Origin of the sequence: Bergeyella cardium (assembly GCF_003614945.1) — a bacterium.
Taxonomy (GTDB): domain Bacteria; phylum Bacteroidota; class Bacteroidia; order Flavobacteriales; family Weeksellaceae; genus Bergeyella_A; species Bergeyella_A cardium.
The window spans coordinates 1,705,979-1,723,315 of record NZ_QYCZ01000001.1 but is presented as its reverse complement, the minus strand read 5'-3'; the positions used below and the strand labels follow the sequence as shown (position 1 = coordinate 1,723,315).

The following is a 17,337-nucleotide window of genomic DNA, read 5'->3' as shown; positions in this document are numbered from 1 at the left end:
TGATAGAATGAAAGACGATTTTATATTTGGGCTTCGCCCCGTGATGGAGGCGATAGAAGCAGGAAAAACCATAGACAAAATATTTATACAGAATGGATTACAGGGAGATATTGTAGCTGAGCTTAAGAAACAACTTTCTAAGGCGGGTATTCGTCCGAATTATGTTCCAGTAGAAAAGCTCAACCGTATCACTCGAAAGAATCACCAAGGCGTAGTGGCTTTTACTACCGATATTGCTTTTTATAAGATAGAAGACCTCGTTCCTCAGCTATTTGAAGAGGGGAAGACACCTTTCCTCCTTGTTTTAGATAGGCTTACCGATGTGAGAAATTTTGGAGCGATATGCCGAACAGCGGAGTGCGTAGGTGTAGATGCTATTATTATCCCAGATAAGGGGGCGGCACCTATTAACTCAGATGCGATAAAGACCTCCGCAGGAGCGATTTATAATGTGAAAATCTGTAAAGAGAAGAATCTTGCTCATACGGTAGATTATCTTCAGCAATCGGGTATTTTGGTCTTTGCTTCCACTGAGAAAGCACAGAAGACGGTCTATGAAACCGACTTTCGAGAGCCTTGTGCAATCGTTATGGGAAATGAAGAGACGGGCATTTCCAAAGAAGTTCTGCACCATTCTGATGAGAAAATAAAGCTCCCAATAGAAGGCAAGACACAGTCCCTCAATGTATCTGTAGCCTGTGGAGCTGTACTCTATGAGGTTTTAAGACAGAGAATAATCAATTAAAAAAAATAACAGAATAAATGATAAAACTGAGGCTAAGCCTCTTTAATTGAAATAAAAAGATGAAAAAAATAAGTATTGTAGCAATCGCTGTATTAACGATGGTTTCCTGTAATAAAGATAAAGATGCAAAAACAGAGAAAGCCACAGAAAATAAAACAGAAACTACAGCCACAGAGTCCGCAGAACAAGAAAGAGAAGAGGCAGCACCCGTAAAGGAAATCCTTGCGATAGATATAGATTCCGCAGGGGCATACAAGCAGTCTTTCCTTTTGGAGAAAGGGCATACTTACCCATTCACTACTTTGCAGAAAGATATAATGAAAATCACGGCTCCGAATGGGCAATCAGAAAGCATTACGAGTGAAAGCTCCGATGAAGTAGCCTTTACCGTAGATGATATTAAGGACAATGTCTATGAAATCACCATCAATTTTGTGAGTAAAAGGTCTTCACAGTCCAATAAAGGAAAATCCGTAATCGTAGATACCAAAGCCTCTGCACCGAAAGAAGAGGGGCTTAAGAATAAATGGACGGTAGATAAAGCCCTCACAGGAAATCAGCTCAAAATGAAGATGGAAACCTCTGGGAAAATCCTTTCAATCTCTGGCTTTGAGCCTATCTATACTAAAATATCCACAACTATTGGTACATTAACCAAAGATGCAGAGGTAAAGAAGCAGCTCCTTGAGCAGACGAAAGCAGGCTTTAATGAGAAAATCCTAAAAGACCAGTTCTCCAAGAATATTTTAGTTCTCCCCGAAACAGGAGCAAAAGTAGGAGCTAAATGGACGAAGTCTGAGAACATCTCCCCTGATGGAAAAGTGAAAATCACCACTGCTTATACTTTAAAAAGTGTAGAAAATGGAGTTGTAACCATCAGCATAAGTGGAGGAATACCAAAGCAAACCGATAAGCAATCTCAGAATGGGCTTACGCATTCTCTAAGCTCGGAGCTGCAGCAGTCGGGAACGATATCATTTGACCAGAAAACAGGCTGGATAAAGAACCAAACCATCAGTGTGAAATCTACTCAAACCGAGTCTATGACCGATGGTAAGCAAACCGAGTCTATGTCCTCAGTAACCAACTCTACCATCTCCGTTAATCCTTAGTTTAATAGGGATACGGCTCAACCAACAAAATAATTTGAAGATACAATGTGGCTTTTAAAACTCATCCTCTCCACGATTATTATATTCTTTGTGTGGAACATCCTCAAAAGGTTATTCTTTAATAGCTTTTATAATAAGTATCCGCACCAGAAGAAGTGGAATGAAGCTCCGCAAACCCAGAAAAAGAACAATCCAAAAAGTGAGAACCTTAACTGGGATGCCGAGACCGTAGATTACGAAGAGATAAAAGAGGAAAAGTGATTTCCTCTTTTTGTTATAGGACTTAATATTATCATTTAAAAAGAATTAATTATGCTTGGGAAGTACAAAAACCTCATATACATCATTGCCAGTCTTGTGGTATTTATCATCATTGCTTTTGTTTATGCTCATCCTGTGCTTACGGGCAAGGAGCTGTATCAGCCAGACATTGTGCAGTACAAAGGCGGAGCAAAAGAGCTCCTCGATTATAGAGCCAGCCAAGATGAAGAGACTTACTGGTCAGATGCTATGTTTGGCGGTATGCCTACCTACCAGATGGGGGCACAGTTCAGAGGAGATATTATTAAGAAGATAGATGGCTTGTTCAATATCTTCCCAAAGCCTGTTAATTACTTATTCCTCCTCTTTTCAGGCTTCTTTCTGCTCGGTATGGTATGCTTGAAGAACAACTGGAAATACGCTCTGCTGGGTGCTTTGTTCTTTGGGTTTTCTACCTATTTCTATATCATCATCGGGGCGGGGCATAATGGTAAGGTACATACCATTGCCTACTTCGCACCGCTTGTAGCGGGCATTCTCCTGATTTATATTCGGCAGAAATATGCGCTGGGCTTTATCATTACCTCCTTGTTTATGGGCTTGCAGATTGCTGCCAACCACCCGCAGATGACTTATTACCTCTTCCTGGCGCTCGCCTTCCTTTTCATCTCCGAGCTTATTAGAGTAGTGATGAAGAGAACCCACCTTAAGCACTTCCTTATCTCCACAGGATTGGTTGGTTTAGCTTGTGTTTTAGGGGTGGGGATGAATTCCCAAAGGATAATGGCAAATTCCGAATACATAAAGGAAACCGTAAGGGGGAAGCAGCTATTAAATAATGAAAAGCATACCGCCGAGAAATCGGGGATGGATAAAGAGAGCATCCTCGCGTGGTCCTATGGAAAGGCGGAGACTTTAAACCTCTTTATCCCAAGACTAATGGGAGGGGCGAGCAATGAACAAGGCGCAGAGGAGATTACCGAAGGGCTGAAAGGGCTATTAGAGCAAAATATTACCGATGAAGAGGACTATAACCGAACGATGAAGCAAATCTCCAAAGGTCTGGGGAGCATTACCTATTGGGGGGATCAGCCGATGACTTCTGGGCCTGCCTATCAAGGGGGGGTGGTTGTCTTTCTCGCGATACTCGGGTTCTTCTTCGCACCAAAGAAATACAGGTACTGGGTACTCGGAGCATCTGCACTGAGCATAATGCTGGCGTGGGGGGCAAACTTCCTCTTTCTCTCCGATTTCTTTATAGATTTCGTGCCGTTTTATAACAAGTTCAGGGCGCCATCATCCATCCTCGTGGTGGTAGAGCTCCTCTTCCCACTGATAGGGATAATCGGCCTGTATCAAATCCTCAATAGAAAGGATGAAACCTCAGCCGAAAGCCATTCATCAGCTATAAAAAAGCTACTCTACATCACGGCTTCTGTGGTGGGGGCTACCCTCATTCTCCTCCTCTTGGGGAAATCTATTCTCGGGTTCAGTACAGCGAATGAAAACGCCTATCTCCCACCCTATATAGTAGATTTCTTGGTAGATGCCCGATACAAAATGTTCAGGGAAGATGCCATAAAGGCGATAATCTTCGTACTCCTCACCGCTGGGGCGATTTACTTTGCATTAAAGAAGAAAATCAGTACGGATGTAGCCCTGCTCATCATCGGAGTGGTGAGTGTGTTTGACCTATGGACGGTCAATAGGCGATACCTCAACAGTGATAATTTCGTAGATAAAGTCTTTGCGCAGAACCCCTTCCAAACCGAAGTTACCGACCTGCTCATAGAGAAAGCAGGGGAAAACCCTAACCTCCAGTCTATGCTCCGTGCGGCGAATCTCAACAAGACTTTGGAGACGATTGCCGAGAAGGATAAGGGGCATTACAGGATTTTTAACCAAACGCTCGGTGCATTTAGCGAGACCAATACCTCTTACTTCAAGTCCTCCATTGGGGGCTACCACGCTGTAAAGCTCCGCCGCTATGATGACCTTATCAATGAATATTTCTACTCTGAGAATAGCCTTAGGCAGCAGCAAATCCCCGAAATCCTCAATATGCTCAATGTAAAATATATAGTCGGAGGTAGCCTTGCGGAGCCACAAGTGCAGATTAACCCGCTCTCCAACGGTAATGCGTGGTTTGTCTCCGATCTTAAGTTTGCAAAAACGCCTAATGAGGAGATTGACCTGATTGGGAAGACGATTACCAAGCGCCAGGCAATCATCTCCAAAGAAGATAAAAGCTACTTCAAAGGTAAGCCCCTGAAAGCCGACAGCACCGCAAGCATCGAGCTCATCAGCTATCAGCCGAATGCTATGGAGCTAAAAACCCAATCCCAAACCCCACAGCTGGCAGTCTTCTCCGAAGTGTATTACCCTCACGGCTGGACAATGCTCCTCGACGGGAAGGAAGTGCCCTACATAAAAGCGAACTACCTCCTCCGTGCGGTCTATGTACCCGCTGGCGAGCACAGCCTGAAAATGACCTTCGCACCCAAAGTAATAGAAACAGGGAAAACCCTCTCCCTAATCTCCTTTATCCTCTTTCTTGTGCTTTCTGCGGTAGCGATAGGCATAAGCCGCAGGCTTTAGGAAGTGAGTTTGTGGCAAATGCCCCGCCAGATATGGTGCGCCTGCTCTGCTACAATTGCCTTTGCGGGTGGTTTTATATAAGCGTAGATAATGAAAATTCTTGTTTTTGATAATTATGATAGCTTTACCTATAATCTGGTTCAGATAATGGAGCAGATTACAGGAAATGGGGTTGATGTCTTTAAGAATGATGAAATCTCAATAGAAGATATCGGCAGGTATGATAAGATTGTTTTATCGCCTGGTCCTGGTGTTCCGAATGAGGCAGGAATTTTACTGGAGGTGATTAAAACTTACGCACCTATTAAGTCTATTTTGGGCGTTTGCCTTGGTCAGCAAGCCATTGCTGAGGCATTTGGAGGGAGTCTTATTCATCTTTCGGAGATTTATCACGGCGTAGCTACCCAGACTTATCAGATAGAGGAGGATTATATTTTTGATGGGCTTCCAAAGGTCTTGGAAGTGGGCAGGTATCATTCTTGGGCAGTAAATCCAGAGGGCTTTCCAGGGGAATTGGAAGTTACATCGGTAGATGATAAGGGAATTTTGATGTCTTTAAGGCATAAAGTTTATGATCTGCACGGGGTACAGTATCATCCTGAAAGCATTTTAACTCCGCGGGGAAGGGAAATCCTTTCAAATTTTTTGGTGAGATGAAAACTATAACTCCATTAGCCAAAGTCAATCCTTAAAAAGAAAGATTGACTTTTTTTTGTGTTAATACTCATCACTTATACAAGTGATTACAGGGTTATTTATACCACTGCTATTGGCAGTTTCTTTCATATTAGCATTAAATTTATTAGTTTTGCCTAACTTTTTAAATTTATAACAATGAAAAAAATACTTCTTTCCTGCTTATTGACACCTGCGGTGTTTTACAGTCAAGAGACAAAGACTGATAGCTTAAGTAAATCAAAATTTATAGATGAGGTCGTAATAACAGGTACGATGAAGTCTGTAAAAAGGTTGGATAGCCCTGTTCCCGTAGAGGTTTATCCAGCAGGATATCTCAGAAAGAACCCCACCCCCAGCTTGTTTGATGCCCTCCAGAATGTGAATGGCGTACATCCGAAACTCAACTGTGCGGTATGTAACACGGGGGATATCAGAATCAATGGTCTCGATGGCCCTAATACGATGGTGCTTATCGATGGGATGCCTATCGTAAGCTCATTGGGGGCGGTGTATGGCTTTTCGGGGATACCGAGTGCGCTTATCGACAGGGTAGAAATCGTAAAAGGTCCTGCATCATCTCTTTACGGGAGTGAGGCTATGGGCGGGCTTATTAACATCATCACTAAAAGTCCTAAGAATGCGCCTACTGTATCTGCGGATTTCAGTACGACGACTTGGCTTGAGAATACTGCCGATCTTGGCTTTAAATTCAATATAGGCAAAAAGGTAGATGTACTTACGGGGATCAATTATTTCAATTTCCAGAACAGGGTAGATAAGAATAACGATAATTTTATGGATGTAACCCTCCAAGACCGAATCTCCGTATTCCAAAAGTGGAATATCCATAGGAAAGATAACCGCCTGTTTAGCATTGCGGGAAGGTATCTTTATGAAGACAGAGTGGGGGGAGAGATGAACTGGAAGAAAGAGCACCGCGGTGGGGATGAGGTCTATGCCGAAAGCATTTATACCAATAGAGCGGAGATTCTCGGTAACTACCAGCTCCCTTTGGAAGAGAAAATGTTCCTGATGTTCTCTTTTAGTAACCACGAGCAAAACAGTTTCTATGGCGACAGACCTTATATGGCTGATCAGAAGATCGGATTTGGGCAGCTCACTTGGGATAAGAAGCTTGGTGCTCACGATTTACTCTTTGGCGCTGCGCTTAGATATACTTATTATGATGCTACTGTGCAGGCTACGGATGTACATACGGGTGATCCAATTATCGTGAATGATCATCAGAAAATATGGCTTCCGGGCGTCTTCGTTCAGGATGAAATCAGCTTTAATGACAAGCATAAACTCCTACTTGGGCTGCGGTATGACCACAATAATGTGCACGGGAATATCCTCACCCCAAGGCTCGCCTACAAATGGAAGTTTGGGGAGACCAACCTCCTCCGTTTAAATGCTGGTACGGGCTATCGCGTGGCGAGTATCTTTACTGAAGAGCACGCCGCGATGACGGGCGGTAGAAGAGTAGTCTTCAAAAATGATATAAAACCAGAGAAATCTTACAGCGCAAACCTTAACTATAATAAAAAGATTTATTTTGATTCTGGTTCTATCCTTGGGCTCGATGCTACGGCATTTTATACCTTTATCAACAACAGTATCGTTCCTAAGTTTGATGCTTCAAACAACCTTCTCATCTATGATAATGAGAATACTACCTCCCTCAGCAAAGGGCTGTCCTTTAATGTAGATCTTGCGCTTGCTAATGGGCTTCGTATGAATCTTGGCGTTACTCAAATGGAGAATACCAAAACCGAAGACGATGTAACCACCCGAATAGAATTCTCGGAGAAGTTCTCTGGAACTTGGACGGTCTCTTACGAGATAAAGCCCATCCACCTCAATATCGCTTACACGGGTAATGTATACAGCCCGATGAAGCTCGCCCTTGCTGGTGATGATGACCCACGCCCGCAATACTCTCCTTGGTTTAGTCTTCAGAACATAATGTTTACTTACGAGGGCATTAAGAACTGGGAGATCTACGCAGGGGTAAAAAACTTGCTGGATTGGACGCCTGCTAAGAACCTTCCGTTCCTTATCTCCCGCGCAGAAGACCCGTTTGATAACCGAGGCGTACCTAACCCATATGGTTTAGAGTTTAGCCCAGATTATATCTATGCCCCCAATCAAGGTATCCGAGGTATGCTCGGGTTTAGGTTTAAGTTTTAGCGGAACTTATCAAGTAGGGATGTGGAGGTAATCTACATTCCCGTGTGAGAGACTCCCACATTCCCGTGTGAGAGACTCTCACATACTCGTGTGGCGATACCTCACATTCCTTAGTCTTATTATCTTGTTTATTTTATTGGCTCGGTATTGATTGTATTGATTTTCACCGAGTCATTCGTTTTATATAATTAGGTTAAAAGAAACTACGATAGGTCTAAAATCGCCCCTACCAAGCTAGGGAGAGCTTAGTTAATATAATTCTCCTACTCTTTTGAGATAAAAAAAAACGAGCCGAAGCGAAAGCTTTGGCTCGAGGGTTTAGGCAATGCCTCTTTTAAAGATATGCTTCTATTGGATTGCAGGTGCAGATGAGGTTTCTGTCGCCATAGGCATCATCCACACGAGATACGGAAGCGAAGACTTTGTTCTCCCTCACCCATTCGAGAGGGTAGGCTGCCTTTTCTCTGCTGTAAGGCTTGTCCCAGCGGTCGGAGATGACGATCTGCTCGGTATGAGGAGCATTTTTGAGAACATTATTCTCCTTATCAGCGGTGCCGTTGGCTATTTCATCAATCTCTTTCTTAATATTGATAAGGGCTTCTGCAAATCGGTCGATTTCGGCTTTGCTTTCGGATTCGGTAGGCTCTATCATTAGGGTTCCTGCCACTGGGAAACTCACCGTAGGGGCGTGGAAACCGTAGTCCATTAGCCGTTTTGCTACATCGCCCACCTCTATTCCATAAGATTTGAACGGTCGGAAATCCACGATACACTCGTGAGCTACTCTGCCTTGCTCATTGGCATAGAGGATAGGGAAGTGCTCGGCGAGAACTTCTTTCAGGTAGTTGGCATTGAGTATTGCGTGTTCGGTAGCCTTTTTCAGCCCTGCTGTGCCCATCATTTTGATGTAAGCGTATGTGATATTGAGCACGAGAGCAGAGCCATACGGTGCTGAAGAAATGGCACTGATGGCATTTGTGCCGCCCACTTTAAGATTAGGGTTTGATGGGAGGAATGGGACGAGGTGTTTTGCTACGCAGATAGGCCCCACGCCTGGTCCACCACCACCGTGAGGTATTGCGAAGGTCTTGTGAAGGTTGAGGTGACAGACATCTGCCCCGATATATCCAGGACTTGTGTAGCCCACCTGTGCATTCATATTGGCACCGTCCATATAGACCTGTCCACCGAGCGAATGTATGAGGTTGATAATATCCTTTACATTAGAATCGAAGAAACCGTAGGTGGAAGGGTAGGTAATCATCACCGCAGAGAGGTGGTCTTTGTGCTCTTCTGCCTTTGCTTTGAGGTCTTCAAAGTCAATTTCTCCTCTTTCATTATTTTTTACTACGACGACTTTCATTCCTGCCATTATGGCGGAAGCGGGATTGGTTCCGTGCGCCGATTGTGGGATGAGAACGATATTTCTGTGCTCATTTCCTTGCGATTTATGGTATTCTCTGATGACCATTAGACCGGCATACTCGCCTTGTGCCCCAGAATTAGGCTGGAGAGAAGCACCAGCGAAGCCTGTAATTTCGGCGAGGTCTTTTTCCAACTCTTTAATGAGCTGTTGATAGCCTCCTGCCTGATCGGTAGGGACAAATGGGTGGATGTTTCCCCATTCGGACCACGAAAGAGGGAGCATTTCGGTAGCGGCATTGAGCTTCATTGTGCACGAGCCGAGGGAAATCATAGAATGCACAAGCGAGATGTCTTTCCGCTCTAATTTTTTGATGTATCTCATCAGCTCGGTTTCTGTATGGTACTTGTTGAACACCTCCTGAGTGAGGATTTCATCATTCCTTAATAGATCGGATGGGATGTTGCTCTCATTTTCTTTTAGTGCTAATTTAAACGCCTGTTTGTTGAGGTGGCTGGCCAGTACATTGAGCAGTTTTTGCATTTTATCCAAAGTGGAGGTTTCATCTAATGCAATGCTGACCACCCCTTCGGAGAAGAAGTTGAGGTTGATTTTCTGATCTCTCAATGTTTGTTGCAGGCTGAATTTATCCTCTTCGGCTATTTTGATTTTTACGGTATCAAAAGTTGGCTCATCTACCACATTATAGCCTATGGTTTTTAGAGCATCGGCAAGCGTTCTGGTTTTATAATGAATTTGGTCAGCGATGAATCTTAATCCATCAGCACCGTGATAAACCACATACATACCTGCCATTACGGCGAGGAGTACCTGCGCTGTACAGATGTTGGAAGTAGCTTTCTCTCTCTTGATGTGCTGCTCACGAGTTTGTAGTGCCATCCGAAGAGCCCTGCCACCGTAAGCATCTTGAGATATTCCGATGATTCTTCCAGGAATTTCTCTTTTATAATCTTCCTTGCAAGCGAAGTAAGCAGCGTGCGGACCTCCATATCCCATAGGAATCCCGAATCTTTGGGTGGTACCCACCGCACAGTCTGCCCCCATAGAAGCAGGGGATTTGAGTTTTACAAGGGAGAGGATATCACAAGCCATTGCCACCTGCAAATCGAGGGTTTTTAGCTTGGAAATAATCTCTGAATAATCAGCAACCACTCCATTCTTGCCTGGATTTTGGAACAGTGCACCGAAGTAGCTTTCATCAAATGTGTGCGTATGGTGGTCTCCTGTAATAATCTCTACTCCCAAGCCCTCGGCTTTGGTTTTGAGCACGGCAAGCGTCTGAGGATATACCCATTCGGAAACAAAGAATTTATTAGCATTGTTCTTCTTTTGCTCTCGGGTTCTACTACCGAGGAACATATGCATGGCTTCGGCGGCGGCTGTACCTTCGTCTAATAAAGAAGCATTTGCCAGCGGGAAGCCCGTAAGGTCGGCTACTGCAGTTTGGAAATTGAGCAATGCCTCTAATCTCCCTTGCGCTATCTCTGCCTGATAAGGGGTATAAGCCGTGTACCAGCCAGGGTTTTCAAGGATATTCCTCTGTATAGCCGATGGCAATATAGCACCGTAATACCCATAGCCGATATAAGTATCATAGCTTTGGTTTTTAGAGGCTAAATCTTTGGAGTGGAGGAGCATTTCATACTCTGAAAGCGGAGTACTAAGCTCCAAATCTTTCTGTAAGCGAATAGCTGAGGGGATGGTTTGAGAAAGGAGTTCTTCGGTATCCTTTACACCGATTTTGTTGAGCATCTCTCTTTTGTCCTGTTCATTCAAAGAGATGTGACGGTTTACAAATTCTGTTGTATTCATAAAATAATTAGATTTATTTCTTTATTTTTTCTGGTGCGTAAAAATAGGTGTTTTTACTGGAATATGGAAGAGAGAGAAATAATGTGGATATACTTGCTTTTAGGAAATAGTATCTAGCTGTTTGCTATTGAAAAGATGTAGCATAGTGTGTATGATGTTGTGCTCGTCGAATAATATTTCTCCGAAGGCTATGTATTCTGTGTGTTGGGAGACTTTTCTGTATTGTTTAGTAAAAATGGTCAGGGTGGTAGAAGAAGATGTTTTTTTCACGGATGCCATTAGGGATGAAGCCAAATCCACCTTGTGCGGTATCTGGGGGTGGCTTGTGGTCGTAGGTGTGGGAGTGTTTTTCTGTCATAATGGCAGTTGATTTTTTTAGGGAGTTTCTCTTAGGTAGGTCTTACATCGCTCTTACCTTCCTCTTACCTCTTGCTTTATAAAATTTCTTGTTTTTGTGACATAATGGCAGGGGTTTCATAGGCTCTTAGTATTTTAAAGAGTGCTGGTCTTGGGGGGTAGGGAATTGTATATATAAGTTATAGAGGGACTACAAAGTTATTTTTTGAATTTCTTTTGTACTACTATAGATATAGAGGGTATTATTTATTAGGTGGTTAGGTGAAATGGAAAGGTTTTCTTTTAATTTTTTGATTGTCCAAGTTTTTCCATAGTCTTGGCTATAGATTAAATCATATGATACAAAAGGTCCACTTATATTCCCTATAAAAGCAAGGATTAAGCCTTTATTATTTGATTGTAGATAATTTACTATAGTATAGTTATTTACTTCTTTGATGACTTTATTTCTACCTGTATTTATGTTATGGTTTATAAATTTTACTTTTGATGTATCTGACTTATCATTTCCTGCTAAAAGAATATTATCAGAGTTTATTTGGATAATATTTTCAGGATAAATAGAAAGATTTATTTCGTTTGCAAATCCTTCTTTATCAATGGTGTATAAGTGCTTGTTTCCTTTATTAGAATCTCTACTTATTGTATAGGCTGTATTATTAATTACTATTCCTTCTGAGAAATTTAGGTTAGTATTTATACTATCAATTATTTTAAAATCAGAATTATAGAGAATTATTTTATTGTTTTTGTTATTTCTGTTTGAGGTAGATGAGTAAATAGCATCCTTATCTCCTTCTAAGAAAGTGAAGAAGTCAAATTCTAATTTTTTACTGCTAATTATTTTACTCTCTTCAAAGGAAAAAATATCTATAAAATTGTCATTTCCAGTTATGTTAGTGGTGTTTATATAAAGATTGTTATGATTTATAATGGCATTATCTCCATAAAAAATTCCATCTTTGATTGAAATTTTTGCTACTTTTTTCCAATTATGCCCTCCATCTGTAGTCTTATAAACATTTCTTTCATACTTTATTTTTGAAGGGGTTTTAGGATTTTTTATAGCTTCATCAAGATTTAGATACTCTTCATAAGTTCCGAATAGATAGCCCTCATATTCATTTTTAAAATACATATAAGAGAAAGACTGGTTTGTACTGGGAATACCGTTTGTGTTGTATATCTCAATATTCTCATACGAGTAGGAACAACTTGCTACTATCAGGAAGAGAGTGTAATAAACTAATGTTTTTATGAAATTCATTTTTCTGTTGATATTGTTGGTATAAAGTCTGAAAATTTAGGGATGAGTCTTTCTAAATGAGCTCGCGTTTCATTATAAACTTTATCAAAAGTGCCTCCTCCGTTGCGTACTTGTTTTTCTACATATTCATTAATCATTATTTTTATTTTAAAAGCATTAGCTCCTAGTTCAAAAAATCTTTTAGCTCCTACTGAAGGATTAGATGTCCAGTGATCTAATAACTTTTCTCCTATTTTTACTGCTTGCTCTATACCCTTGCTACTTGCTAGGTGTTTTATATCAGGAGTTAGTCCTATATTTACTAAATCAATAATATTTAGATCCTTTAAGCCAGCATCCCAATAGGCTTTTACATGTGTATTCATAGCAAAATCTGTAAATTTACTATCATTAAATTCTATCTCTTGTCCATTTTTTGTTTGAAGTATATTTTCAATAGGATCTTGTAACTTATCTCTAGCAATAAGTAACCATTGTTGTCCTTTTTTGGATAGTTTTGAAAAAGTTTCATTAGTAAATTTTCTTATATTATAATCCCCATACTCCATATAATAAGAAGGTGCTTTTTTTCCAGGATTTCTTTTTTCAAAGTCTTGAGCTCTAAATTTATAATAATCAATAGTATGCAAATATTTTCCTGCTTTAGTAGGTGGATCCTCTCCTTCCATCCCCGTAGGGTCAATAAGCATTACGGGATTGTTATTGGCATAAGCATAAGGTTGCATAGTTTTCTCTGCCAGCGGATCTACATTGAGCCATAGGGAGGTCTTACTATCCAAATACCTTGCTCCATAGTAGTATAATCCTGTTTCTTGATCTAATTCTTTGCCATTAAAGAGGTACGGCATAGTGTGTTCACTAGAATGCTGGTCGAATAATATCTCTCCGAAGGCGATGTATTCTGTGTGCTGACTAACCTTTCCGTCTTGCCCAGTGATGTAGGAGGAGCTACCGAGGTGGTCGGGGTGGTAGAAGAAGATGTTTTTTTCACGGATGCCGTTGGGAATAAAGCCAAAGCCACCTTGTGCAGTATCTGGGGAGATAGGTTCGCCGAACGGTATGTATTTCTTTATAGTGGTTTCTGTCATAATGGCAGTTGAATTTTTTAGTGGGTTTCTCCTATGTAGCTCCTACCTTCCTCCTACCTTCCTCCTACCTCTTGTTTTATAAAATTTCTTGTAGTATATCTGGAAGGATAAAACTGTCATCATCTATTTTCCCACTATAATATAAGTCTTCTCCTTTTGGAGAAGCACTTGTAACTACCCATAAATCATCATTTGGTCTTTCCCAAGCCGATGTTTCTATTACTAATTTTAAAGCCTTCTTTTTTGGTATTTTTATGAATTTATTAGGGATTTTCCAATTTTCATAGAATAAAGATATATAGTCATTTTCTATATAAAATAGCAATACCTTCTTAGCAATACTAAGATTTATATCATATTTATCATTAATATCATTATAAATATCTGGTAAAAGGTGTAGTAACTTAGTATAATCTTCTATTGCAGCCCATAAAACAGCTTTGAATATTCTCTTTTTCATTATTATTAAAGCTCATTTATTTTTTTTTCTAATTTTTCTTTAAAATAAAGAATATTTATTGGGGATACTTCAAAGCAAAAGTTTACGGAGTTAGAATAAGTATAATCCATTAAAAAACCTTTTATAAATATTTCCCCATTGTCATTTTCAAACTTTATTTTTAAATAATCATCATTATGTTGAAAATAAAGAATTTTTAGCTTATTAGAATATAGAAGATCTAAGTTTTTTATGAGCTCTTCTAAGTCACTTAATTCAATAGTTATCTCTTCAAAAGAATTAAAAAGTACAGTTGTTATATGTACTCCCATTAGAATAGATATAGGTTCTTCATTACTAATTTTTCTTGGATTGATAAATTCAATTAGTGAAGAATTTTCTTTACTGTTTAGTTTCATAATGTTATTTTTTTTATTTGGGATAAAATTTCTATGAAAAATTTTATTTCCGTGAGTTATACCTATTTGATAAGTTCCTTTTGTCCCATTAATACTTCCTGATATCTCGTACCAATTTGCTCCATCCTTTATTCTTTGTGCCCAAGAACCATTATTTATAATGTAGTTGTCAAAGCTTAGTGGAAAATTATGAAATAAATCTATTTTTGATGATAAACTTATATCATAAGAAACAGTATTTGTAACGGGAATAGATTTAAAGCTTGTTTGTACTCCCAAGCCATTTATTCCATCGCTAGCGATTGAACTTCCTGACCAAGATAATTTTGTGGCTAATCCTATTTTTGCTAAAGCATATTCTGTTGCTATACCTGTGGTAGCTCCTTTTAATCCTTCTAATCCAGCTAAAGCGAGGCGTCCAGAAGGAGTACTCATAGCATATTCTGGAGAATTAGTATCTGGAGTTCTTCGTATTGTTGGTATCTTTGAATGGTCAATAATATGTAAATATGGATTTTCGTGATACCCAGTATATGTTAATTGCTCAATAAAGCCCATAAAATGCCACTCTCCATTGTCTCCCAGTCTCACAGGAGCTCGCTCATTGAAAGATTTCTGAGCCATATAAACATAGCCAGGTTGAGCATAATCAATATATCCAGCTTCTATAGCTTGATAACGCGCTTTAATATCTTCCCTCCAAACCCAAGATGTAGACCCATCTTCATTTTTCCTTTTTACCCAATCTTCAGGTTCTTTTCCCGTAGGGTCAATAAGCATTACAGGGTTATTATTAGCATAGGCGTAAGATTGCATAGTTTTTTCTACTAATGGGTCTACATTTACAAATATACTTACTTTAGGGTCATAGTACCTTGCGCCGTAGTAATATAATCCCGTCTCTGTATCCAGCTCTTTGCCATTAAATAAATACGGCATGGTCTTGCTTGTGCTGTGTTCCTCAAACAACACCTCCCCGAAAGCAATATACTCTGTATGCTGGGTTATTCTTCCCTCTCTATTACTCCTCGCCGTGAGCCATGCTAAAACCCCACAACTACGGCTGTGGGGTATCCGCTGCCATCTCTCACGCAACCTACTTTGTGCTCCTATTTTTATGCTTTCAATGAACTTCTATTCTTCTATTTTATTCAATCCATAGGGAGTTGTGAATTTTTAATAATGAAAACAACACTTCTTGAATGTCTATATTGTGATTTTTATATTATTATGTTAGTTCTGTTTATCAGATAGTTATATATTATTTATAATTAAAACAACACATCTGGAACATTACCCATTTGAAACATTACCTACCATTCCCAAGCAAAGGGATATGTATAGTATGGATTTTCATTATATTCTTTATCTGAAATTTTCTTTGGTTTCAGATTTCTATAAATATTAAGAATATCTTTATATTTGATTTTATTAAAGTCTATTTTATTATCATCTATCAAAGCAAATTTTATTTTTTTATTTCTAACATCATGGGTGTACTGATATATCCCTAATTCTCGTATAGCATAGAGAGGAATTAAGTTTTCATCTAAAAATATTAGTTCTTCTATTCCATAGGTAAATTGGTCTTTAGAGTTAAATATAATATCAAAATTATTGGCTTCATTAGTTTTTATGCAGAGTATGATATTTTCTCTTTTATCCACTAAAATTTTTATTTTTTCATTATAATGAAACAAGCTATAATTCTCATCATTATATTCCATCACAAAAGGTTTTCCAAAGTTATAGTGCTCATTATCACAGATTTGTTTATTAGAACTCATTATTTTTATGTCCTTAGGAAAATCCAAAATCTTTATATTTTTACATTTGTCTTTACATGCTACTAATAATATTATTATTAATAAATAATGCAGTTTCATTTTTTTACTTTTTTATATTCAATTGGGTTTTTATCTTTATTAGGGTATACAACAGGGCTTCTAAATATTCCTCCTGAGGAGTTTACTGATATATTATATAGCTCTTTACTTTTTGTTCCAGATCTATATTGGACAAAACCACCATAATTATCTCTATGTAAATTTCTGTTAAAAATAAATGCTTCTCCTCCTGATGTTATTTTTCTAGATGTAGATTTTGCCAGGTTCAAAAATAAACTTCTATTTGTACCTTTAACAAAAAAATCTGAGTAATTCCTTTCTGTTTGTTTAACTTGTTCTTCATTTCTTTTATCATTACATAAAACTATATTACAAGCTGTCATTACAACATTTGCATTATTACTTAAATGATTTTCAATAAATTTAAGACCTAAATTACTATTAGGATTAGATACTAAGCCTTGTCCTTCTGTATTATCTAAATCTGCTCCCCGACCTGTAACTCCATGACTTCTAATAACTAATCTCTCATATTCAGGAATATTTTTACCATAATGATCAGTGAGTACTTTCTGAACTTCATTTATATTGTCTACCGCTATAAAATCAAATTTTCCTGCTTCTTTTTTCATTACTTCTGCATCAGTTTTAACATTTTTTTCATTTATATAAATCAATAAGTTTTTAGATCCAGTTAATTTTTTTACAGGAGGGTCTTCACTTGCCATCCCCGTCGGGTCTATCAGATTTATCGGGTTATTATTCGTATATGCATATGGTGTCATGGTTTTTTCTGCCAGAGGATCTACATTCAAGAAAATGCTTACTCTCGGGTCGTAGTATCTCGCTCCGTAGTAGTAAAGCCCCGTCTCTGTATCCAGCTCCTTTCCATTAAACAGATACGGCATGGTCTTGCTTGTGCTGTGTTCTTCAAACAACACCTCTCCAAACGCAATATACTCTGTATGCTGGGTTATCCTTCCCTCTCGGTCTGTAATATACGAAGAACTTCCCAAATGGTCAGGATGGTAAAAATACAAATTTTTCTCTATTATTCCATTATCTATGAAGCCATACCCTGCTTTTACGGTCTGTGGCGTAATCGGGTCTCCATACTGCACAGGAGGATCTGGGACA

15 protein-coding genes are annotated in these 17,337 nt (G+C 39.3%); 7 read left to right on the top strand and 8 right to left on the bottom strand.

The genetic code is table 11. The annotated features are described in order from the left end of the window. Nucleotides 1-7 precede the first annotated feature (7 nt). From rlmB to D8991_RS07770, 6 genes are all read left to right on the top strand, one after another. Complete coding sequence (gene rlmB, locus D8991_RS07795) at nt 8-745, top strand: 23S rRNA (guanosine(2251)-2'-O)-methyltransferase RlmB (RefSeq protein WP_120489564.1); 738 nt, start codon at nt 8-10, stop codon at nt 743-745. 59 nt (nt 746-804) lie between these two features. Beyond that, on the top strand, nt 805-1,857 hold the full coding sequence (locus tag D8991_RS07790; RefSeq protein WP_120489563.1) for a DUF6263 family protein: 1,053 nt from the start codon (nt 805-807) through the stop codon (nt 1,855-1,857). A gap of 45 nt (nt 1,858-1,902) precedes the next feature. After that, on the top strand, nt 1,903-2,118 hold the full coding sequence (locus D8991_RS07785; RefSeq protein WP_120489562.1) for a hypothetical protein: 216 nt from the start codon (nt 1,903-1,905) through the stop codon (nt 2,116-2,118). Nucleotides 2,119-2,169: 51 nt separating this feature from the next. Next, entirely contained in the window at nt 2,170-4,716 is a 2,547-nt protein-coding gene (locus D8991_RS07780; RefSeq protein WP_120489561.1) for a YfhO family protein, read from the top strand. 90 nt (nt 4,717-4,806) lie between these two features. After that, on the top strand, nt 4,807-5,373 hold the full coding sequence (locus tag D8991_RS07775; RefSeq protein WP_120489560.1) for an anthranilate synthase component II: 567 nt from the start codon (nt 4,807-4,809) through the stop codon (nt 5,371-5,373). Between the two features lie 177 nt (nt 5,374-5,550). Then, nucleotides 5,551-7,587, top strand: coding sequence for a TonB-dependent receptor plug domain-containing protein (locus tag D8991_RS07770; protein ID WP_120489559.1), 2,037 nt, complete (start codon nt 5,551-5,553; stop codon nt 7,585-7,587). A 334-nt stretch (nt 7,588-7,921) separates the two neighbouring features. Here the strand turns inward: D8991_RS07770 and gcvP are convergent, their stop codons facing one another. The 4 genes from gcvP to D8991_RS09075 form a co-directional block, all read right to left on the bottom strand. Continuing rightward, nucleotides 7,922-10,783 (bottom strand): aminomethyl-transferring glycine dehydrogenase, encoded by a 2,862-nt coding sequence (gene gcvP / locus D8991_RS07765; protein ID WP_120489558.1) that lies wholly within the window; start codon nt 10,781-10,783, stop codon nt 7,922-7,924. Between the two features lie 226 nt (nt 10,784-11,009). Beyond that, complete coding sequence (locus D8991_RS09115) at nt 11,010-11,141, bottom strand: hypothetical protein (protein ID WP_262512165.1); 132 nt, start codon at nt 11,139-11,141, stop codon at nt 11,010-11,012. Nucleotides 11,142-11,330: 189 nt separating this feature from the next. Next, nucleotides 11,331-12,407: a hypothetical protein gene (locus tag D8991_RS07755; protein WP_120489556.1), complete on the bottom strand. Its 1,077-nt coding sequence runs from the start codon at nt 12,405-12,407 to the stop codon at nt 11,331-11,333. After that, a complete protein-coding gene (locus tag D8991_RS09075) occupies nt 12,404-13,303 on the bottom strand; it encodes an RHS repeat domain-containing protein (RefSeq protein ID WP_262512171.1) in 900 nt (299 codons plus the stop codon). The genes D8991_RS07755 and D8991_RS09075 overlap by 4 nt, the downstream gene beginning before the upstream one ends. A 9-nt stretch (nt 13,304-13,312) precedes the next feature. On the opposite strand from D8991_RS09075, the gene D8991_RS08970 reads away from it, so the two are divergent. Beyond that, nucleotides 13,313-13,507 carry a hypothetical protein gene (locus D8991_RS08970; protein WP_221407581.1) on the top strand — a complete coding sequence of 65 codons (195 nt, stop codon included), beginning with the start codon at nt 13,313-13,315 and terminating at the stop codon, nt 13,505-13,507. Nucleotides 13,508-13,571: 64 nt separating this feature from the next. Here the strand turns inward: D8991_RS08970 and D8991_RS07745 are convergent, their stop codons facing one another. From D8991_RS07745 to D8991_RS09065, 4 genes are all read right to left on the bottom strand, one after another. Continuing rightward, nucleotides 13,572-13,955: a hypothetical protein gene (locus D8991_RS07745; RefSeq protein WP_120489555.1), complete on the bottom strand. Its 384-nt coding sequence runs from the start codon at nt 13,953-13,955 to the stop codon at nt 13,572-13,574. Between the two features lie 5 nt (nt 13,956-13,960). Continuing rightward, nucleotides 13,961-15,448, bottom strand: coding sequence for an RHS repeat domain-containing protein (locus tag D8991_RS09070; protein ID WP_262512164.1), 1,488 nt, complete (start codon nt 15,446-15,448; stop codon nt 13,961-13,963). A gap of 218 nt (nt 15,449-15,666) precedes the next feature. After that, nucleotides 15,667-16,239 (bottom strand): hypothetical protein, encoded by a 573-nt coding sequence (locus D8991_RS07735; RefSeq protein ID WP_162926755.1) that lies wholly within the window; start codon nt 16,237-16,239, stop codon nt 15,667-15,669. Next, on the bottom strand, nt 16,236-17,321 hold the full coding sequence (locus tag D8991_RS09065) for an RHS repeat domain-containing protein (RefSeq protein ID WP_245957208.1): 1,086 nt from the start codon (nt 17,319-17,321) through the stop codon (nt 16,236-16,238). Before D8991_RS09065 ends, D8991_RS07735 begins: the two co-directional genes overlap by 4 nt. Nucleotides 17,322-17,337: the final 16 nt, after the last annotated feature.

Bases quoted from the DNA above. Each gene is read 5' to 3' on its own strand.
- gcvP (WP_120489558.1), bottom strand. From the start codon at position 10,783: ATGAATACAACAGAATTTGTAAACCGTCACATCTCTTTGAATGAACAG.
- D8991_RS07755 (WP_120489556.1), bottom strand. From the start codon at position 12,407: ATGAATTTCATAAAAACATTAGTTTATTACACTCTCTTCCTGATAGTA.
- rlmB (WP_120489564.1), top strand. From the start codon at position 8: ATGAAAGACGATTTTATATTTGGGCTTCGCCCCGTGATGGAGGCGATA.
- D8991_RS07780 (WP_120489561.1), top strand. From the start codon at position 2,170: ATGCTTGGGAAGTACAAAAACCTCATATACATCATTGCCAGTCTTGTG.
- D8991_RS07785 (WP_120489562.1), top strand. From the start codon at position 1,903: ATGTGGCTTTTAAAACTCATCCTCTCCACGATTATTATATTCTTTGTG.
- D8991_RS07775 (WP_120489560.1), top strand. From the start codon at position 4,807: ATGAAAATTCTTGTTTTTGATAATTATGATAGCTTTACCTATAATCTG.
- D8991_RS07745 (WP_120489555.1), bottom strand. From the start codon at position 13,955: ATGAAAAAGAGAATATTCAAAGCTGTTTTATGGGCTGCAATAGAAGAT.
- D8991_RS07790 (WP_120489563.1), top strand. From the start codon at position 805: ATGAAAAAAATAAGTATTGTAGCAATCGCTGTATTAACGATGGTTTCC.
- D8991_RS07735 (WP_162926755.1), bottom strand. From the start codon at position 16,239: ATGAAACTGCATTATTTATTAATAATAATATTATTAGTAGCATGTAAA.
- D8991_RS07770 (WP_120489559.1), top strand. From the start codon at position 5,551: ATGAAAAAAATACTTCTTTCCTGCTTATTGACACCTGCGGTGTTTTAC.
- D8991_RS09115 (WP_262512165.1), bottom strand. From the start codon at position 11,141: ATGACAGAAAAACACTCCCACACCTACGACCACAAGCCACCCCCAGAT.